Annotated in this window: 18 protein-coding genes; 4 read left to right on the top strand and 14 right to left on the bottom strand. The window is 63.6% G+C overall.

The annotated features are described in order from the left end of the window. Positions 1-220 precede the first annotated feature (220 nt). The 3 genes from VNH11_06770 to VNH11_06780 all read right to left on the bottom strand — a co-directional run bounded on the left by VNH11_06770 (position 221) and on the right by VNH11_06780 (position 1,086). Positions 221-484: a hypothetical protein gene (locus tag VNH11_06770; protein HVA46060.1), complete on the bottom strand. Its 264-nt coding sequence runs from the start codon at positions 482-484 to the stop codon at positions 221-223. Between the two features lie 3 nt (positions 485-487). Continuing rightward, positions 488-745, bottom strand: a complete 258-nt coding sequence (locus tag VNH11_06775) for a hypothetical protein (protein ID HVA46061.1) — start codon at positions 743-745, stop codon at positions 488-490. Between the two features lie 137 nt (positions 746-882). Continuing rightward, positions 883-1,086: an ORF6N domain-containing protein gene (locus VNH11_06780; GenBank protein HVA46062.1), complete on the bottom strand. Its 204-nt coding sequence runs from the start codon at positions 1,084-1,086 to the stop codon at positions 883-885. A gap of 287 nt (positions 1,087-1,373) precedes the next feature. Between VNH11_06780 and VNH11_06785 the strand changes: the two genes are divergently transcribed. From VNH11_06785 to VNH11_06800, 4 genes are read left to right on the top strand one after another with little or no spacing between them, the layout of a single operon-like run. Continuing rightward, entirely contained in the window at positions 1,374-2,213 is an 840-nt protein-coding gene (locus tag VNH11_06785; GenBank protein HVA46063.1) for a sugar phosphate isomerase/epimerase, read from the top strand. Positions 2,214-2,218: 5 nt separating this feature from the next. After that, on the top strand, positions 2,219-3,082 hold the full coding sequence (locus VNH11_06790; GenBank protein HVA46064.1) for a carbon-nitrogen hydrolase family protein: 864 nt from the start codon (positions 2,219-2,221) through the stop codon (positions 3,080-3,082). After that, entirely contained in the window at positions 3,083-3,871 is a 789-nt protein-coding gene (locus VNH11_06795; GenBank protein ID HVA46065.1) for an SDR family oxidoreductase, read from the top strand. Positions 3,872-3,882: 11 nt separating this feature from the next. Next, positions 3,883-4,419 (top strand): hypothetical protein, encoded by a 537-nt coding sequence (locus tag VNH11_06800; protein HVA46066.1) that lies wholly within the window; start codon positions 3,883-3,885, stop codon positions 4,417-4,419. 4 nt (positions 4,420-4,423) lie between these two features. On the opposite strand, the gene VNH11_06805 is transcribed toward VNH11_06800, so the two are convergent. From VNH11_06805 to VNH11_06855, 11 genes are all read right to left on the bottom strand, one after another. Next, positions 4,424-5,752: a DUF1501 domain-containing protein gene (locus tag VNH11_06805; protein HVA46067.1), complete on the bottom strand. Its 1,329-nt coding sequence runs from the start codon at positions 5,750-5,752 to the stop codon at positions 4,424-4,426. Positions 5,753-5,849: 97 nt separating this feature from the next. Beyond that, positions 5,850-8,243 (bottom strand): DUF1549 domain-containing protein, encoded by a 2,394-nt coding sequence (locus tag VNH11_06810; protein HVA46068.1) that lies wholly within the window; start codon positions 8,241-8,243, stop codon positions 5,850-5,852. Between the two features lie 191 nt (positions 8,244-8,434). Continuing rightward, the gene (locus tag VNH11_06815) at positions 8,435-8,752 is read right to left on the bottom strand and encodes a hypothetical protein (protein HVA46069.1); all 318 of its coding nucleotides are present in this window, start codon (positions 8,750-8,752) and stop codon (positions 8,435-8,437) included. A gap of 96 nt (positions 8,753-8,848) precedes the next feature. After that, the gene (locus tag VNH11_06820) at positions 8,849-9,340 is read right to left on the bottom strand and encodes a biopolymer transporter ExbD (GenBank protein HVA46070.1); all 492 of its coding nucleotides are present in this window, start codon (positions 9,338-9,340) and stop codon (positions 8,849-8,851) included. 71 nt (positions 9,341-9,411) lie between these two features. Continuing rightward, complete coding sequence (locus tag VNH11_06825; GenBank protein ID HVA46071.1) at positions 9,412-9,855, bottom strand: biopolymer transporter ExbD; 444 nt, start codon at positions 9,853-9,855, stop codon at positions 9,412-9,414. 4 nt (positions 9,856-9,859) lie between these two features. Then, positions 9,860-10,654 carry a MotA/TolQ/ExbB proton channel family protein gene (locus tag VNH11_06830; GenBank protein ID HVA46072.1) on the bottom strand — a complete coding sequence of 265 codons (795 nt, stop codon included), beginning with the start codon at positions 10,652-10,654 and terminating at the stop codon, positions 9,860-9,862. A 158-nt stretch (positions 10,655-10,812) separates the two neighbouring features. After that, entirely contained in the window at positions 10,813-11,850 is a 1,038-nt protein-coding gene (locus tag VNH11_06835; protein ID HVA46073.1) for a hypothetical protein, read from the bottom strand. A gap of 32 nt (positions 11,851-11,882) precedes the next feature. Further along, a complete protein-coding gene (locus VNH11_06840; protein HVA46074.1) occupies positions 11,883-15,263 on the bottom strand; it encodes a hypothetical protein in 3,381 nt (1,126 codons plus the stop codon). Between the two features lie 114 nt (positions 15,264-15,377). Continuing rightward, positions 15,378-16,862 carry a von Willebrand factor type A domain-containing protein gene (locus VNH11_06845; GenBank protein ID HVA46075.1) on the bottom strand — a complete coding sequence of 495 codons (1,485 nt, stop codon included), beginning with the start codon at positions 16,860-16,862 and terminating at the stop codon, positions 15,378-15,380. Further along, positions 16,855-17,370: an RNA polymerase sigma factor gene (locus tag VNH11_06850; protein HVA46076.1), complete on the bottom strand. Its 516-nt coding sequence runs from the start codon at positions 17,368-17,370 to the stop codon at positions 16,855-16,857. Before VNH11_06850 ends, VNH11_06845 begins: the two co-directional genes overlap by 8 nt. Positions 17,371-18,297: 927 nt before the next feature. Next, positions 18,298-18,723: a hypothetical protein gene (locus VNH11_06855; GenBank protein ID HVA46077.1), complete on the bottom strand. Its 426-nt coding sequence runs from the start codon at positions 18,721-18,723 to the stop codon at positions 18,298-18,300. Positions 18,724-19,106 lie beyond the last annotated feature (383 nt).

The raw sequence follows: 19,106 nt of genomic DNA on the forward strand, positions 1-19,106 counted from the left end.
CCAGCGCGGCCATGATCCAAATCAGTAACGTGCATCTGATGCTGCGCCGGCTTGCCCCGGTCGCTCAGCCCGAATTCCACTACGCCGGCGCTGCTTGAATTCTACGGAAAAACAAGCGAAAAGTTTTCGGATAGCCTCTGAACCCCTCGCTCACCCCCTTCGCTCATCCGATTCAAATTCATCCAGGTTGTGGGCCCGTCGAAGCAACAGCCCGGCCAGGCTAAACAGCCCGAGGAAGCCGAACCAGAATGCTGGGAAGGCCCGCTTGTGCCACCATGTCAATCTCGATGAGATCCGCCGCATCTTCGATCAAGGACCCGTTGCGATTGCCGCGATTTCCGCCGAGCTTGTGGTTATCTAACAAGCTCTCATCAATAATAGTACGACGAGCACCGCGCTTGCCGCAGCAGGTGCGGGTGGTGCGGCGCGTGGGTGGCCGTGTCGATCCGCAGCCGAGCAAATTTCGCCAATCACTCTCTTTCATGGTTCATTGCCGCGCCTTGGCAGTTCGCTTCCTCTTCACCTGATCCGTGATCTGGCCCTTCGCGGCGTCGTCGGCGTCGGGCAAGAAGCCGATGCGGCGCTTCTTGGGCGCCGCGGGCGGGGCCATGAGCTGGCGGATGGCTTCGAACACGATCTGGAACGTTTGATCGTGCTCGCCGAGATTACGCTCGTGGTCGTCGAGCTGGCGGGCCAGGTCTTTGTGCGTGGCCAGGATTTCGCGCAACCGGACGAAGGCCCGCATGATGGCGATATTGACCTGAACCGCACGCTTACTTCGTAAAACGCTGGATAACATCGCGACCCCTTGCTCCGTGAAGGCGTAGGGAAGGTAGCGGCCTCCACCGCGCCCGGCGGGCTTTGAGATTCCAGTTTGGAATCTCAAAGAGTCGGCCTCCCCCGCACTGAGTTGGACATAAAGTCAGCCGGGAATCGGTCGATGTTGCGTTTGACCGCCTTGTTCAAGTTGAAGGTCTCGACGCCGTAGAGTTCGGCCAGGTCGCTATCGAGCAGCACCTTCTGGCCACGTATGGATAGAATCGCGTGCTCGATGCGTTCCGCCGGAACTAAAAGCTCTTTCGCCACCGCGAGCCTCCTATGACGCCAGAAATGCCGCCTCTCGCCACGAGTCTACCGCTCAAATTAGGGCCGGGCAACGGAAAGCGGCGTCCAAACGCCCTCGGTCTTCAGCTTTGTGAACGGGATCCGCACGTCGGGCCTCTGGTTGCGGCGGCGAGCCACGATCGTGTCGCCCCCCGCTCGGCTCATAAGGGAAAGGCGACCGGAACCAGACCTGCAATAGGTACTGGACGTTCCGGCGGCGGCAAGCATAATTGGAGTTCAACGCACGGCCCCTACCCGGAGAACTCAGCATGACACGCCTTTCTCGTCGACGCCTCTTAAGCATCACCGCCGGCGGCGCGGCCGCGGCCACACTCGGCTGGCCACGCCGGGCACGCGCCGCCGCGCAGCCCGGCTTTGTGCTGGGCATGCAAAGCTACTCGCTCCGCAGTTTTCCCGTCGATAAGGCGCTCGACGATATTCAAGAACTCGGATTGCACACCGTCGAGTTTTTCAACGCGCACCTCGCGATCAACAGCACGCAGCAGCAGATCGACGCGATGAAGCAGAAGCTGGCGAAGCACGAAATCAAGCTGCTGGCCCACGGCGTGAACGGGTTCGGCAAAGATCACGAAGCGAACCGCCGCGTCTTCGAGTTCGCCAAGAAGGCCGGCATCCGCAACATTTCGGCCGACCCCTCGCCCGACGCGTTCGACAGCCTCGACAAGCTGGTCGAAGAGTTCGACGTCCGCATCGCCATTCACAACCACGGCCCCGGCGCCCGATACGACAAAGTCGACGACGTGCTCAAGGCCGTGCAAGGGCGGCACAAGCTGATCGGCGCCTGCGCCGACCTGGGCCACTACATCCGTTCGGGCGAAGACCCCGTCGAGGTGATCCGCAAACTGCAAGGCCGGCTGTACGGCATTCACCTGAAGGATTTCGACCAGCCCAAGGGCAACGCCAAGGGAGTCATCCTGGGCAAAGGCCAGCTCGACGTGGTCGCGGTCTTCAAGGCGTTGAAGAAGGTCGAGTTCCCGGCCGACGGCGCGCTGTCGATCGAGTACGAGGAGCATGCCGATAACCCGATGCCCGATCTGCGTGAGTGCGTGGCCATCGCGCGAGACGCGGAGCAGAAGGCAAACGCGTAGAAGCCATGAAAATCGCGGGCGTGCAAATGGACGTGGTGTTCGGCCATCGCGAGGCGAACCTCGCGAAGATCGTCGAACGGCTGCGAGAAACGGCCGCGGCCGGTGCGCGCCTGACCGTGTTTCCCGAATGTTCGCTGCCGGGCTATTGTTTTGACCATCTCGACGAGGCCCGCGAGCACGCCGAGCCGGTTCCCGGTCCCAGCACGTTGCGTCTGGCGGAAGTCTGCCGCGAGCTATCGATCTACGCGGTGGTTGGCCTGCTCGAAACGGACGGCCCGCGGTTGTTTAACGCGGCGGCGCTGGTCGGCCCGGCCGGCGTCGTCGGCGGCTATCGCAAGATCCACTTGCCCTACCTGGGCGTCGACCGCTTTACGACGCCGGGCGACCGGCCGTTTGGCATCCACGCCGCCGGCGATGTTCGCGTCGGCATGAGCATCTGCTACGACGCGGCATTTCCCGAAGCGGCCCGCGTGTTGGCCCTGGAAGGGGCCGACGTGATTGCGTTGCCCACCAATTGGCCGCCGGGGGCGGAGTGTACGGCGGACTTCGTCATCAACGCCCGCGCCCTGGAGAATAACGTCTACTACATGGCGGTGAACCGCGTGGGCAGCGAGCGCGGCTTCCGCTTCATCGGCAAGAGCAAGATTTGCGACCCGCGCGGCCACGTGTTGGCGGAGGCGCAACACGAGCAGGAGACGGTTCTGTACGCCGAGATCGATCCGGCCCTGGCCCGGCAGAAGCACATCGTGCGCGTGCCCGGCAAACACGAGATCGACCGCTTTGCCGACCGCCGCCCGGCGTTCTATGGAAAGATTCTGGAGAAAGAGGCGGCGCCAGCCGCCAATCCCCGTGCAACACAGAGGTCCTGATTGTCCAACCTTTCCGGCAAGACCGCGCTGGTGACCGGCGCCAGTCGAGGCATCGGCCGGGCAACCGCGCTGGCTTTGGCCGAAGCGGGCTGCGACGTGGCCGTGAACTACCGCTCGGCCGCCGCGGAAGCCGAGGATCTGGCCGAGCAAGTCGGCCGTCTCGGCCGCCGGGCTTTGTTGCTCCAAGCCGACGTGGCCAATCAGGCGGAAGTGGAGCGGATGGTGGCTGAGACGACCGACCGCTTCGGCCGGCTCGACATCGCCGTCTCGAATGCCGCCTATAGCGATCGCGAGCCGTTTTATGAGGCCGACATGGCCGGATTCCGCCGCACCGTCGATGTGACCATGTGGGGCGCGTTCTACCTGTTGCGCGCGGCGGCCCGGCGGATGATCGAGCAAGGCGACGGCGGGTCGGTCGTCGTCATCAGCTCGCCGCACGCCTTTGTGGCGGTGCCGCGGTCGATGGCGTACAATATGTCGAAGGCCGCCATCGACCACATGGCCCGCACGGCCGCCATCGAGCTGGTGGAGCACCGCATCCGCGTGAATCTGATCCACCCCGGCTGGATCGATACGCCGGGCGAGCGAAAGTTCGCCAGCGAAGAACAGTTGGCCGGAGCCGCGGAAAAGCTTCCCTGGAAGCGAATGGGCCGGCCCGACGAGATTGCCCGTGGCGTGGTCTTTCTGTGCGACCCGGCGAGCGATTACATCACCGGCTCGTCGCTGGCGATCGACGGCGGCATCACGCTGCCGTGGTGGGCCAACCGCGGCTCGGCCGTTCCCGAATAGATTGAGGATGCATGCCAACGAATTATCTATTGCCGTGTGCCTGCGGCAAGAAAACGACCGTCGATGCGGGCCAGGCGGGCCTGAACGTGCGCTGCCAGTGCGGTGCGGAGTTGGCCGTGCCGACGATGCGCGGCCTATCGTCTCTGGAACGCATCGAGGCCGCTCCGACGGTCGAGCGCGGCGAACCCGCGGTGACCTGGGGACCGCGGCAAGGCCTGATGTTCTTGGGGGGAACCATTCTCGCGGCGGCCTCCTTGGCCGCACTCTGGTTCTGGTGGAGCATCCCCGCCGCGCCGTCGCTGAGGGATGACTATCAGGAGCAGACGCGGCAGGCGATTGGGCAGCTCCCGCCTGAAAAAATCGTCGACCTGTGGCATGAGTTCCGGACGGGCATCGAACAGCCGCAGTGGGAAATGGCCCTCGACCGGTACGACGCCATCGTCCGCGACCGCATGCAATGGGAGATGCTTGTCGGCGGCGTCGCCGCGGTAGGGTTGCTGCTGGTGGTGATTGGACTGCTGATCGGCCCGAAGGCGATGGGCCGATAGGCGTTCAGATCAACTCCTCGATCGCGTGGCCTTCGTTCAATACCGGCAAGGGACGCTCGGCGGCATCGTAGAACGTGTGGTGGATGTCGATGCCTAGCACGTGATACATCGTCGCCAGGATGCAGCCCGGCGAACAGGGGCGCGAAGTGGGATACTCGGCGCGCGAATCCGTCGAGCCGATGACCTGGCCCATCCGCAAACCGCCGCCCGCGTAGAGCACCGACATGGCGCCGGGCCAGTGGTCGCGGCCGGCGCCGGGGTTGATGCGCGGCGTGCGGCCGAACTCGCCCATCGCCATCACCAGCACTTTTTTCGCCAGGCCACGGCGGTCGATGTCGCTCACCAGCGCGGCCACTGCCCGGTCGAACGTGGGCAGCAAGCGGTTCTTCAGCTCGTTGAAGTTGTTGGCGTGCGTGTCCCAGCCGCCGCCCGCCTGGACCGAGACGAACGTCACCCCGGCCTCTACTAATCGGCGGGCCAAGAGACAGCTTTGCCCCAGGTCGTTGCGGCCGTATTCTGCGCGGAGCTGGTCGTCTTCTTGCTTGATGTCGAACGCCTGCCGGGCCTTGTCGCTGGTCACCAGATCCAGGGCGTCGGCGTAAAACTTGTCCAGCCCGGCGATCGAACCTTGCGTGTCGAGGTCGCGACGCATGTCGTCGAGGCTGCCCAACAAGTCGTGCCGGCGGTGCAGCCGCTTCTCGTCGATGCGGCCCGGTAAGCGGAGATTGCGCACCTGGAAGCTGTCGGAATTGGGATCGGCGTCGGGCGAGAACGGATTGTACGAAGCGCCGATATACGCCGCTTTGGTGAAGGCGTGGTTCCGCGGCAACGTGACGTAAGCCGGTATGCCCGGTGCGTTCGACCCGCGCAGCCTGGCCGTGATCGAGCCGCAGGAAGGATAAATGTTGTCGTTCACTTCCAGCGTCGGCTGGTAGCCGGTGAGCATCCATTGAGCGCCCATGCCGTGCCCGGCGTTGGTGTGCGTGCCCGAACGGACAACCGCCAGCTTGTCCATGATCTGCGATTGCAGGGGCAGATGCTCGCTGATCTGGATGCCCGACACGTTGGTGTCGATCGGTTGAAACTCGCCGCGGAACTCGGCGGGCGCCTGCGGCTTAAGATCGTACATGTCGATATGGCTGGGACCGCCCGCCTGCCAGACGAGGATGACGGCGGTGTCTTTGACCTGCGCACCGGCGGCACGCGCCAGGGCCCTCTGACGCAGCAGACCGGGCAGCGTCAAGCCGCCGACGCCCAGCGCGCCGACCTTGACGAAGGTGCGTCGCGACAGCCCGTCGCAAAGGCGGAAATTCTTTCCCAGCACGTCGAACATGGTCAGTTCTCCTCTAAGCGTAGGGCGGGACCAGCGAGCCGAAAGTCGCCTTTCGGTGGGCCGGCGCTCGCAAGCTCGCTGGTCCCACCCTACATCGTCAATGATTGAACACAAACTCCTTGGAATTCAGCAGCGTCCACAGCACGTCTTCCAACGCGGGCCGCGGATCTTTTTCGGCGACGACAAACGCCGCCGCCTTGGTCCGCTCGGCCTCGGTCGGCAAACGCGACAAGGCCCCCAAATACAATTCGTCGATGATCTCGGCCGGCGGCTTCTTCTCGGCCAGCAGCCGGGCGATCACGCCGTCGCCCGAAGCAATTTTGTTTTCGACCTCGTCGGAATTCGACAACAACAGCACCTGTCCCAGCGTCGCTCCGGTGGTCCGCTCGCACTCGCAACCGGTGACGCGGCGCGGCCGGTCGAACGTGTCCAAAAAGTACGAGCCGAACCCTTCGTGCGGCAGGTCGATGGCACGGGCCGTCGAGGCCACCCGGTCGAACCGCGTATGCGTGCCGCAGGCCTGGTCGAGACTGTCGAGCAGCACTTCGGCGATCAGCCGCCGGGCATAAAACCGGGCATAGTTCTGCCGGTCCTGCTGGTTGGCATCGGTGGGCAGCGAGTCGAGCTGGTAGACGTTGCTCGTCACGATCGTGCGAATGATGCGCTTGACGTCGAGCTTGTGCTCGATGAAGTCGCGTGCCAGGGCGTCGAGCAACTCCGGGTTCGAGGGCGGATTCGTGTCGCGCATGTCGTCGACCGGATCGACCAGTCCCCGGCCCAGGAAGTGGCCCCACATCCGGTTCACCAAGGCGCGGGCAAAAAACGGGTTGTCCGGCGCCGCCATCCAATCGACCAATGCGTGCCGCGGATCTTGTTCGGGCGACAGCTTGGCCACCGGCCCGGCCAGAAACTTCGGCTCGGGCGTTTTGCCGGTCAGCGGGTCGCGTTCGCCCGTCGTCGCATTCGGCGCCGAAAAGTAAGGCGGCGGCTGGCCGAAGCTCTTGCGGCCCAGCCGTGTGAAAAAGCCGGCCAGGCCGAAGTAGTCGTCCTGCCCCCAACGTTCGTAGGGGTGATGGTGGCAGCGGGCGCATTGCAGGCGGATGCCCAGAAAGACCTGGGCGGTGTCGGCCGTCGGCTGATGGAGTTGGTCGTCGCGCATCTGCCAGAACCAGTTGATGGCCGGCGCGTCTTGCCACTCCCCGGCCGCCGCGACCACCCCGCGCACGAACTCGTCGTAGGGCCGGTTGCGGGCGATCATCGACTTGATCCAGCCGTGAAAGGCGTAGGCCGCCTGATCGGCGCCGGCGAGCTGCGAGTTGCGCAGAATGCTACCCCAACGCAGGGCGAAGTAGGCCGGGTAGTCGGGCGACGCCAGCAGCCGGTCGATGAGTGCCTCGCGCTTGTTCGGCGAGGCGTCGGCCAGAAACGCCTTGGTCTCGGCCACCGTCGGCAGCCGGCCGCAGAGGTCGATGGTCGCGCGGCGCAAGAACGTGGAGTCGCCGGCCCGCGGCGAAGGCGCCAGACCAAGCTGCCGCCACTTGGCCAGCACCAGCCGGTCGATATAGTTCGCGACGGCAAAGTCGCCGGCGCTGGTTTGAATGCTGCCGTGGGGAACCTGGGCGCGGAACACGGCCACTTGGCCCATGTAGCGGGCCATGATCGCCGCCTCGCCGGTCTGCGTGCCGCACCGCACAAGCCCACGCTCATCGACGGCCGCCACCAGGTCGAGATTGCTGGCGTACTGGGCCTGCCGCGTCACGTCGCGCCGGCTGCCGTCGCTGTATTCGGCCAGAATGGCAAGCTGCTGCTCCTCGACCTGCGTAGCGGCCGCCGGGCCCGCGCGCAACACCCGTTCGGCGGGCTCGACGAACAGCTTGGAGATCACCGGCGCGTCGGGCGACGAGCCTGGCAGACCCTGCTCGATCCAGCGCAGCAGCAACTGATAGGGCTCGCTGGCCGGCTCCAGCCGCTGCCCGCCGCCGTGCGGCGCCGCACCCGTGGCCTTCAGCAGCAGCAAGCTTTGTTCGGGCGAGGCGGGAAACACACGCCGGCCGCGGGCGAAACGCACGATGGCGTCGTAATCGAACTGCGGGTCGAAACCAAACAGCGAAAGCTTGAATCCGTTCTGGCCGCTGGCTTTGCCGTGGCATCCGCCGGCGTTGCAACCGTAGCGTGAAAGCACCGGCACAACGTCGTTGGCAAAGTCGATCCGCCGGCCGGAATCGTAGGCGACGACCGTCAGCGGCAGCTTGGTCTGTTGCTGGCCGTGATGGACGACGATTTCAGTCTCTCCCGGCGCCAGCGGAACGACATAGCCTGCTTCATCGACGCGGGCGATGGCCGGATTGGCGACTTCGTAGGCGCAGGCATGGGTGACGTCGCCGCCGGCCGCGCTTACGAGCAATTGCCGTCGGGCCAGAGAATCTTCGAGCACCACCTTGTTCGGATTGACCGTGAGAGTTGGCTCGTCGGCGCGGATCGCGCCAGGCACCGAAGCGCAAAGGCAAGCGATTGCCAGAGCGCGGCACGCCAAGCGCAAAGGGACGCACTGCGAGACAGCGGCCGGAAGCATCGAGTTGGTTCTCCCCAGGCGGGAATCGGGGGCGGTGGGTCAACCGATCAACTGACGTTGATGTTAGCAGAAAGCCGGCAGGATGGCAAAACGCTGAGGGATTCAGCCGCTTATTCCCAAGCGTCCAGCGCCCCACCACCCAAAGCCGCGTCCGTGGCGAACCGCTCTTCGTCAACGATCGCTTGCAGCCTGGCACCGGTCCGGCGCAACTCTTCAGCCCTTGCGAAATGGTGTCCCTCGCTCTCGAACATCGAGACGACGTCTTCGAGTTGCGTGCCGCAATGGACCACCTGCTCGACGAGATCGACGAAGTAGCTCGGCGTCGCGCCGGACTGCGGAAAGCGGGCGTGCTGGCAGTAGTAGGCGAAAAGCCCGGTCGCGCTCGTCGCAAGGCGCAGCCACTCGTCAACCAACCCGTCGATCTTCAATACCGCGCGGACCGCCGCGTGTTCTTCCCGCCAGCATTCGACGAGTTTCGCGATGCCCTCGATTGCAGGTCGAATTCTTGTAATGTGTCGATGGCTTCATCCGCCTTGCTTGGGCGGGGCGAACTTGAGCTTCTCGATCAGCTTGACGATGTGCCCGGAGCGATCGACGTGGCCCGAAATGGCCGTGATCGCCCTGACGACCTCCTCGTAGTGCAGGTCGTAATCGGCGTCGATCTCGACCTCGGTCTGCGAGGCCAGCGAGTTCGGCCCCGTGTCGGTGCCGACCAACTCCATGATGGCGGAGTTCAAATCTTTGAAACTTCCCAGCCGGCGCTCGCCCATGAGGATGCCGCTGAGCCGCCCGTCGCTGTTGGCGGTGAGCCGCAGCTTGATGGGCGGCAGGTCCTGGACCTCTTGCGCGGGACCGGCGGCGGCCAGCGGCATCTTGATGTTGAAGTCGCCTTCCTGCGAGGCGATCTTGAAGCTCATCACGAAGAAGGTCAGCAACTGGAAGACGACGTCGATCATGGGCGTCATCTGCATCTCGACTTTGTCGTTGCCCGATGCGGCGGATTTGCGGATTTTCATGGCTCTCTTTTTCTAGGTCTCTGCCTCTCTCCTTCGCTCCGTCTCTCCCTCGCTCCTTCCCTCCCTCCCTTCTACGGGTCCAGGGCCTCTTGCTTGGCCCGCAACGAGAACTTCTCGAAGCCTTGCTCCTGACATTTCTTGATCAGATCTTGCACCAGGCCGGTTTTCGTGTCCCGATCGGCGCGAATGATCACCGAAGCGTCGGCGGGCTTCTTCTCCTGCCGTCGCATGATGTCGACCTCCGTCCGCAGGATCCGCGTCATGTCGGCGATCGGCACGCGGTCGCCCCCCATCAACACCGTGCCCTGCGCGGTCAACTGCAAGATCAGCGGCGCCTCGACCGGCGCGTCGGGCGGCTTGGCCAGCGCGCTCGACGGCAACTTGATCCGCTGGTCCTGGTCGCCTTCCGCAAAGTTGATCAACACCATGAAAAAGGCGATCAACTGAAACGTCATGTCGATCATCGGCGTCATGTCGCCTTCCGCCGAGATGTCGAATTTCTTTCGTTTTGCCATTCGATCAACTCTTCTTCTGGAACCGGCCCATCAGGCCTTCGCTCACAATGCCGACTTCCAGCGTCAGCCGGGCCATGCGGTTGCGCATGATGCCGAACAAGGCGATGGCCGGAATGGCCAGCCACAGGCCGACCAGCGTGGTGATGAGCGCCATGGAAATACCCTGGGCCAGCTCCGACGGCTTCGGTTGCGTGGTGCTCTGGGCGATCGTCTGGAACGCCTGCACCATGCCGTCGACCGTGCCCAGCAGGCCGACCATCGGGCTGATCGTGCCGATCAGCGCGATGTAGCCCAGCCGGTGTTCGAGCTTCATGGTCTCTTCTTCGCCCACCTCCTGCATGGCCTCGATCGCCTGAGCGTATCCCGCCGAAAGTTTGCCCAGCCCGGCGGCCAGGACGTGCCCCAGAAACGAATCGTCGTTCTTGGCCAGGTCATAGGCTTCCTGGTACTTCTTTTCATTCAAGTTCGCCTCGAAGGCCTCGACCAATTCCATCGGCACGATGCTCGACCGCCGCAGCGTGAGCACGTTCATCACGATCAAGGCCACGAAGGTGAACGACAGCGCCAGGAACGCGATCACATATTTCGGCCCCAGCGCCTTGTAAAAGAACGTCAATTGGCTTTGGCGCGGCGCTGCGGGTTCGGCACCGCCTGCGTCGGCCGGCGGCGCCGCCTCTTCGTCTTGCGCTTGGGCCGCGGCGGGGCCGAACGCGCTGAGAAAGCCGTAGTCAAACAGGCCCAACAGCAACAGGCCGCAGATGCCTGTCGCCAGCCAGCCGGTCAATTTTCGGGAACGCATGGAAGTTCTCTATTTGGGGTTGGGGGGATTTTGGATTTTGGATTTTGGAATGCCCAGGCGAGCCGGGGCGTAAGCGTGTCGGTAGGTCTTTGGTCTTGGGCCTTTGGTCTTTGGTCTTTCCTGAACCCCGAACCCTGAACCCTGAACCCTGAACCCTCCTACATCTTGGCCCACGTGCTGTTCGGGTAACGCTCCTTGAGCAACGCCGAAGCCTGCGTGGCGCGGTCGACCTTTTTCAGGTCCTGCCAAAGCGAAGCCAGGTTCCACAGCGCTTCGGCGTGATATTGAGGGTTCGCGAAATACAGAACATCCACGTGCAAATAGGCCAGCAGTGCCTGCTTCGTGTGGTTGGGAATCTTGCGGTAGCAATTGCCGGCCACGACATACGCCCAGGAGTGCAGGTCGATCTCCTCAGCCTTCAACTCCTTGATGACGGCCTCGGCCAGCTTGACGCCTTCTTCGGGCTTGCCGGTCTCGCCCAGGCAGGCCGCCTTGCCCAGCATGGCCGCCAGCTTTTGCGACTCCGGCGTTTTGCCCTTCTCGGTCAGGTCCAGCGCCGTATCGAATTCCTTCAAGGCATCTTCGTATTTTTTCTCGGCCAGCTTGGCTTTGCCGATGTCGATGCCCGCCTTGATCTTGTAGGCGTCGGCCGGGGCCGTCGAAAGCGCCTTATAGAACTTCGTCGCTGCCTCGTAACTTCCGAGCGAGACCGCCAAATCGCCGGCCAATTCATTGGCCGCGTAATAATGGTAGCTGTTGGGATTGACGTCGATAAAGGCTTTCACTTGGCCACCGGCCTGCTTCACGTCGCCGCTGCCGCCCAGCGCCAGTTTGCCGTTGCAATAGGCCCGCATATAGTGGATTTCGGCCTTCACCTCGGCCTTGTCGATCGAGTCGGTGTCGAGCTTGTCGAGCGACCGCAAGGCGTTTTCGAAGGCGCCGTTGTTCACCTGGTTGCGGATCAGGTTGAGTTGCGGCGGCTCGTCGGCCAGGCGAATCGACTCGATCTCGTAGGTCGGCACGGACTCTTCCTTGCCGCTCTTTTCATACTTCACTTCGTCCTTGCTCATCGAAGTGATCGAGCACTTGATCTGCTGCGTTTCACCGATTTTCTTGATCGTGTCGTCGGCCGCGCGGACCGTCAGGGGGACGGCCAGGCAGCCGGCAACGATCGCCGCAATGCGTGATGCTTTCATATGGATCGACTCCTGGTTATTCAGTTGTTGTTCTATCTGAATCCGGTGAATTGTTTTTCTCGCCGCGCCCGCAGGCGCTGTTCTTGCACCTTCTGGGCGCGGTTCATTTTGATGAAGACGAACACCGCCACCGGAGCGACCACGATCAACAGCACGCCGAAGATCAGCAGCGGCGAGGTGCCTCCTTCGGCTTCCGTCGACGCCGGCGCGGTCGCGGCCGGTTTCTTGGCGCCCGGCGTTGCGTTGGCCGGCGTGGTTGCTCCCGCGACGGGCGCGCTCGCCCCCTCCGCGGTGGCCGAGGAGTTTGCCGCCAGGGACGCCAGCGTCACGGGCCGATCGTTGCCTTGCAGTTGCTGGATCGTCCGAAACAGCGACTCGAATTTCTTCATCCATTCCGGACCGCCCATCTCTGGCCGATTGCGAAAGGTGTAACGGATATTGTCTTCCGCCCTTTTCAGCAGGCCGGTCTTCTCGGTGCCGCTTTTCGTCTTGGCCAGGTCCATATAGCACTTCGCCTGGTTGTAGCGGGCTTCGTCGAAGGCCTCTCCCACGTTCTTTTGTCCTTGCGTGCGGACGGCAATCATGTTCCAACCCCAGAGCAGGTTTTCGGTGCGGCCCTCCTTGTTCTTCTGTTTGACGTCGCCCTCGATGGCCTTCAGGTAAAACTCCGGCTTCACCGCGCCCCAGTCCTGAAAGTTGCGAGCGGCCTCGGCCTGCGCGTCGAGCAGGTTCGATTTTTCCTTGAGCACGGCCAGCAACTCGTCGCGGGCCTGCTGGAAATTGCGCAGCCGCCGCTGCGTGCGTGCCATCCGCACTCGCACAGCCGGAACCGCCCCTTCGGGCGCGAAAGCCTTGTCGGCCTTGGCGGCTTCGATGATGCTCTCGTCGGTCTTGAGCGACTTTTCATAGTAGGCCTTCGCTTCGTCCGGGGCCTCCTTGGCGCCGTCGGCGTCATATCCGCTGCCCAGACTGAAGAACGTCTCCGCGACCCAATTCAACGAGTTAAAGGTGTTGCCTTTGCCGCGCGACGAAATGCGGTCGAGAAACAGCTCGAACCCCTTCGAGACCTTGGTCAGCTCGTCGGCCTTCTGCTCTTGCCGCAGGCGTTGAAGCTGCTGCTCCAGTTCGCGGCCGAGCACGATATAGATGCGGGTCAACTGGCCGGCGGCATCGGCGTCGCCCGACTCGTTCACCAGCTTTTCCAGCGATTCCATTGTGCCTTCGGCCTTGTCCAGCGCCTGGTTGGCGACATAAGCCCGCAGGGCCAGTTTATAGGTCTCGACGGCGAACTTTCCTTGCTTCGTCACCGGATCGCCGGCGGCGACCAGCGTGAGCGGCCCGATCTTGGCATCGTTCAACAGGTCGATCGCCTTGTCGGCCTGGCCCGATTCGATATCAATCTGGCCCAGCGAGAGCGCGGCCGTGGCCATCGTGGCGCTGACCGAGGCCGTGCCCTTATCGATGCCGTCACGGCTCAGCTTCAAACCGTCGTCGAGCAGCTTGCGGGCGGTCTCGACCATTTTGTCCAGCTCCGCCTGGGGCGGACGCTCTTCGCTGCGCGCCGCCCGCAGATAGGCGGCCCACAGCGCTTGGCCGGCCTTGAGGTCGGCATCGCCGCGGCGCGGCGAGTCGTCGGGAATCTTGGCCAGGTACTCCAGGGCCTTGTCGAGCTGCTCTTCGCCCACGGCCACCTGCAACAGCAGCCCCCAGGCTTCGTCGGCCTCTTCGCCGCCCGGCCAGGCCCCCGTGATAAAGTCGGCCGTCTCGACCATCTTGTCGCGGTCGAAGGCGTAATCGGCCTGGGCCTTTCGGGCAGCGTCGTAGGTTTGCAGGTAGGCGGCCATGGCGATCTTGGCGCACTGCCGGCCGCCCTGGCTCTTGGGATAGTTCTTGGCCACAAACTCGCCCATTACCGCGGCATCGTAATAGTTGCCCGCCTGATAATCGAGGAAGCAGAGGTAATAGCGCGCGATATTCACGCTTTCGATCGGCGTCTCATCGTCGCGCAGCTCCAGGGCCAGCTTGAAATAGCTCAGGGCCTGGTCGCGAAGCTGCCTGGCTTCCGACTCATAGGTGGGCACGTTGGCCTGGTCTTTCATTGCGGCGGCGACTTTGATCTGCCCCAAACGGTCTTGCCAACGGTCGAGCAACTCCTTGGCCCGGTCGAGCGCTTCGGAGAAGTTTGCCGGCTCCTTCTGCTCGCCCTCCGCGCCGCCCAGCAGCTTGCGATACAGCTCCTGCCCTTCGTCGCGATAGGGATTCATGAACGCCAACGCCTTGGCGACGAACTGCGCCTGCTTCTTGGCGGCCAACAGCAGGGCCTTCTTGCGCGCCTGGTCTTCGGGCTTGCTGAGCGAGTCGGACAACAGCTTGTTGGCCAGCGCCGTGAAATACGTGATGCCCAGGCCGTCCACCGTGCGGGTTTCCGGGGGCAGGGCCTTTTCGAGCCAGTCTTCGCCCCGGCTTACGGCCGTCTCGTAGTTCTTTTCGTTCTCGGAAACGAGGCACTCCAGCGACAGCCGCAAGGCGGTGGCCTTGTAGGGGCGGATGGCGGGATCGTCGCCTTGCGAGAGCATCGTTTCATACAGCCCAATCGCCCGCTTGGTGTCGCCCAGCTTCTGATAGCACTCGCCCTCTTTCATTCGCGCCAACAGGCCGACCATGCGGCGGCGGAACTTGTCGTACAGTACCTTGTATTTGTCGGCCGCTTCGTGCAGCAGCTTTTTTTGCTCGGCCGAACCGGCGGGGTAGCTGCCGGCCATGACTTGCAAAATGCCGGCGGCGAACATCCGGGCGCGAAGCACGTCGTCGCGCGCCTGGTCGCGTTCTTCGATCTTCTTGGCCTCCTTTTTCGGATCGTAGATTTTCTTGAACTCGTCGAGTCGGGCCGTGAACTTCTTCTCCGCCTCATCGAACACCTTCTTGGCCTCTTCGAACATCTCGCGGGCCTGCTTGGTGAGCGCGTCTTTCTTGGAGGCGTTCGCCGGCCGCTCGGCCTGCTCGAGCAGACTCCGCCCGCGCTCCACCAGGATGTTGCCCAACTCGGTCTCGGCGACGGCGGCCTTGGGATTGGCGGAACTGGCCTTGATGAACGCCGCGAAACGGTCGCGGGCCTTGTCGAGCAGCTTGCTCTTGGCGGCCGCATCGCTCTCGGCCTTCGCGTTATCGACCAGCAGCCGCCCTTCTTCGAAGGCCAGCTCCTGTTTTTGTGCCTCGCTGAGCAACGGGCTGGTGCGCATCAACTCCAGGTAGTCGAGCGCCGCGTCGAACAGTCCCTGCTCTTTCAGCCCCTCGAGAAAGCGTGCGTAGGCTTCTTCGGCCGGTGCGGCCTGCGCGCACAGCAAGACGAAGCCGGCCGCGGCGCACGAAATCAGGTGCGGTAAACGACGACCCACGAAGCGAAGAAGTCTCATCGCTGTTGTCCTCGAGCGTGCAAGTGGGAAAGGTGCCCATGACCGTTCGGGTTCCGGATCCGGCGGTCGGGCTGCATAAGATAGAGGGATCACCGACAGCTCCAGCTTATAAAGTCAAAACGCGCGAAGCAAGGAACCCCGGACAGTTTGTGCCCGAACCAGCATCTCGATAAACTCTCGCCACCCCGCGCGGTCGCTCACCCGCGGCTCGATTTGCCGAGCCAGCCCGGCGATTTCGCCCAACGAAGTCTGCTCGGCGAAGGGTGAACCGGCCAGCGACTCCGCCGAGAGCGCGACCAGGGCGGCTTGCCGCCAGGCGATGGGGGACGAGTCGAAGTCGCCGCGAAACGAGGCTTCGTCGATCGACACGGTGGCAGTGCCTTCATCCGGGTCAGGCCCGCGATAACTCACCTCGCCGAAAACCATTGGGCCATGTGGCGGTCTTCCCAGGCCGTCGTTGGCCTCGGACGGCACGGGTAGGCCGCCCCACGGGGATTCTTCAGACAGCCTTTCAGCAGGCTCGATCTCCAGCAAAACCACGGCGGCGCGATCGGTTCGAACGTCGGTGTTTCCGCCAAATTCCTCTGCCGAAGCCTGGTGTTCGTGGCCGGTTTCACCGCTAGCGGGTGCGCAGCCGATGAGGCGATATGCCTTCACCCGTTCTGGATTGAACCTAACGTCGAGCGAACCGGATTGCGGAGCCACGCCAGCAATCATCACCAGCCAACGGCGCGCGGCGCCCTCTTCCGGCAACCGGCGAAACGGGCTTGGTGCCACGGCCACGATCGTCGGCCGCTGCGATTCGCCCGTGGCAAGACCATAGTCAATGGCGGCAAGAAACTCTTCCACGCGCACGACGGCCGCCGATGGAAGCCTCCCCTCTGCCAGCTCGCGCCGCACAAGGCGATAGCTTGCATCGTCGGTCGCCAACGGCGCCTCGATCGCCGGCTGGCGGGCCACAGCGAGCCAGGGCAGCAGCCCCGTTTGCCGCCAAAAACGATCGAAGCCCGCTTCGCGATTCAGACGCACCGAGGCGCGTTCGACCGCGCAGCGGCTCAGCTCATCGACCGAAAACGCGACGGGCGCAGACGGATTAAAGGCCACATCGGTCCAGGCCGCCAGAGCGAGCGGCTCATTGATAGTACACCTGATGCCGGCGCGGCCGCCTTCTTCGAGCCTCGTCGTTGCGGCAAGCGATTCCACCATAGCCGCGGGCCCGGAGTCCGGGTGGACAACCTGACTATCGAACGTGTCCAACCCGGCTTCGGTCCAGCGCCACGCCGTCGAGCGCAAGGCATCGCCCGCCAGTGCCCGCTCTTCGAATCGCCATGCCACAAAGGCCATCACCGACAAGGCGTAACCCAGGCTGAGGGCGCAAAGCATGGCCGCCGCGGCCGCCTGCCTGGCCAGCGCCGGCCAACGCTCGCGCACGCTTGGCACCATCGACAACCGTTGCGTTAAAGCGGCCGGCAGAGGCACATCGGCCAAGGCCGCGTCGAGATCGGCGTCGTCGGCCAGCGGAATCGACCGCAGGCGAGCCAACAAGCCGGTGGGCAAGTCCACGGCGTTCAGACGGGCGGCCAACTCGGCGTCAATCATGGCGTACCCCCGGATGGCAGATCGCCAACCAATGTTGCCGGAGCTGTTGTCGGGCACGGCTGACGCGCGACAAAACGGTGCCCAGCGGCACGTCGAGCACGTCGGCCGCTTCTTGGTGCGTCAGTTCTCCGACCACCACCAGCAGCAGCGTCTCGCGTAGTTCGCTGGGCAAGCGGTCGAGAGCGTGCTGCATTTCGTCGGTAAACGGTTCGAGGCATGAGTTGTCGTATTCCACCGTCGGTTCGTCGGCGGTCGCGATCGGTCCCGCCGACCTCCACGGCCGGCGGCGAAGGCGGTCAGCCACTCGTCGCCGCAAGATAGTGGCCAGCCAGGCACGTTCGCTGCCTCCCGGCCGGCAACTGCGGCGGCTGTTCCATGCGGAGCGAAACGTATCTTGCACCACGTCTTCGGCCTCATGACGGTCGCCCACGAGCCGATACGCCAACCGGTACAGGGCCGGTCCGTGCTCGGACACCAAGCGGTTGAATTCGGCAAGCGAGAGCGACACGAAATCGTATAGGACTGACCGGTGAGCGATTCTGCATTGGCCCGATCCTCATTCTACTATTCGCAGACGGGCCGCTCGATTATTCCCGACGAAGCTAAGAAGCCGGGCGGGAACAAAACTCGAATTACATAGAACCCGCGGGTTGGACCGCGTTTTCGACGATTTTGCCGAGGCCCGGCTGCGCCCCGAGCCACCACCACGAGACACCCGCGCGGCGCCGAGACGAGAAGTCCGTGCGCGTTCGTAAAGCTTCGCCGAACCCGTTCCCATTTTCACACTAACCCGAAGCGCAAGCGAGGTTTTGCCGTCTTTTTCACGTTCCTCGCTGGCGCTTCGGGTTGGTGTACGGCACCTGCGTACCGGGTTAGGCGAAGCTTTACGCGCGTTCCTCTGTAAACATTTGTGGCTTAACGGCTTATGGCGATGCCGACGTAAAGCTTCGCCGAACCCGTTCCCATTTCACACTAACCCGAAGCGCAAGCGAGGTTTTGTCGCCTTTTTCACGTTCCTCGCTAGCGCTTCGGGTTGGTGTACGGCACCTGCGTACCGGGTTCGGCGAAGCTTTACATGCCGACAGGCGGGTGCCCTGTCACGCGGACACGGTGCGCAAAACAAAATCGCGGCGCGCGCGGCGCTTTTCTTTTGCGCGAGGGGGCCGTTTTGGACCCGGCATTCGAGACCGCGCAGAACAAAAGCGCCGCGCGCGGCGTTTTTTTCTCATGCACGAGGGCCTCGTTTTGATCCCGGCCTTCGAGACGGCGCGCCGTGCAAAAGCGCCGCGCGCGGCGCACCGGGGCCGGTTGTCCGCGAGTGTCTCGACGATCCATCCGCGTGGCCCGCTGCTTGTCGGCGCCGCGCGGACGCGACACGCCTGTCGCTTCGCGCGCGCAGACCAAGCCCGGATGTGGCGGTTTACTGACGCCTTATCTACCGCCCGGCGCGGCGATTGCTGCCGATCCACTGGTCGGGCCGCACGGCGTTGTTGGCGGACCAGTGCGCCGAGTAACCGGCGATATATGGATCGGGATTCACGGTCGGGCGGGAGTTCGAATAACCGAACCATTCGCGGGCGGCGATGCGGCGCTGCCGCTGCGCCGTGCGAAACTCGGCCTTGCGGCGGACCGCCTCTTTCGGATCGTCGCGCCGCTGCATCTCCTGCGTATAAAGCCACATTTCGGGCGTCATCTGCGTCATCGACGTTCGGTGAGGCAGCTCCTCATGGACGGCCTCTAGGTCCGCCTTTGCCTTGGCTGAAGCGGCGGCCGCACGTTGCGACGCGCGCGGAGATTGGGCGAAGGCGGGAACGGAAGCGAGCAACAACCCGCAGGCCGCCGCGGAGATCAACTTCTTCATGGCAAGGATTCCTCCAGCAAGGTCCAGACAGGCTCTTCCCGCTCGGCGACAAGAGCCGACGGGACGCGGGAAGGCCGGTCGAAGGTGTTTATTGGCCCTATCAATGGCGTTTCGGCATTTGACGGACGGCGCGATTAGTCCGGTTTTTACGAAAGTGGCGTCGGCAAGGAACGTGCCGGAGATTCGGGAAAAATGGGTGGTTGTCCGTGATCCGTAGCGGTGGGTATGGTTAGATATAGTGCCGCTTCCGGTGTAAGGTGGGACCAGCGAGCTTGCGAGCGCCGGCCCACCGTTGTCAGGCGTCAGGTATCAGGTTGTTTGTCCTGACGCCTGGCCCCTGAAACCTGACGCCTCAAATCGGTGGGCCGGCGCTCGCAAGCTCG

It is taken from the genome of Pirellulales bacterium (genome assembly GCA_035533075.1).
GTDB lineage: Bacteria > Planctomycetota > Planctomycetia > Pirellulales > JAICIG01 > DASSFG01.

Bases quoted from the DNA above. Each gene is read 5' to 3' on its own strand.
- VNH11_06790 (HVA46064.1), top strand. From the start codon at position 2,219: ATGAAAATCGCGGGCGTGCAAATGGACGTGGTGTTCGGCCATCGCGAG.
- VNH11_06800 (HVA46066.1), top strand. From the start codon at position 3,883: ATGCCAACGAATTATCTATTGCCGTGTGCCTGCGGCAAGAAAACGACC.
- VNH11_06835 (HVA46073.1), bottom strand. From the start codon at position 11,850: ATGAAAGCATCACGCATTGCGGCGATCGTTGCCGGCTGCCTGGCCGTC.
- VNH11_06775 (HVA46061.1), bottom strand. From the start codon at position 745: ATGCGGGCCTTCGTCCGGTTGCGCGAAATCCTGGCCACGCACAAAGAC.
- VNH11_06845 (HVA46075.1), bottom strand. From the start codon at position 16,862: ATGATTGACGCCGAGTTGGCCGCCCGTCTGAACGCCGTGGACTTGCCC.
- VNH11_06770 (HVA46060.1), bottom strand. From the start codon at position 484: ATGAAAGAGAGTGATTGGCGAAATTTGCTCGGCTGCGGATCGACACGG.
- VNH11_06805 (HVA46067.1), bottom strand. From the start codon at position 5,752: ATGTTCGACGTGCTGGGAAAGAATTTCCGCCTTTGCGACGGGCTGTCG.
- VNH11_06840 (HVA46074.1), bottom strand. From the start codon at position 15,263: ATGAGACTTCTTCGCTTCGTGGGTCGTCGTTTACCGCACCTGATTTCG.
- VNH11_06855 (HVA46077.1), bottom strand. From the start codon at position 18,723: ATGAAGAAGTTGATCTCCGCGGCGGCCTGCGGGTTGTTGCTCGCTTCC.
- VNH11_06830 (HVA46072.1), bottom strand. From the start codon at position 10,654: ATGCGTTCCCGAAAATTGACCGGCTGGCTGGCGACAGGCATCTGCGGC.
- VNH11_06825 (HVA46071.1), bottom strand. From the start codon at position 9,855: ATGGCAAAACGAAAGAAATTCGACATCTCGGCGGAAGGCGACATGACG.
- VNH11_06820 (HVA46070.1), bottom strand. From the start codon at position 9,340: ATGAAAATCCGCAAATCCGCCGCATCGGGCAACGACAAAGTCGAGATG.
- VNH11_06785 (HVA46063.1), top strand. From the start codon at position 1,374: ATGACACGCCTTTCTCGTCGACGCCTCTTAAGCATCACCGCCGGCGGC.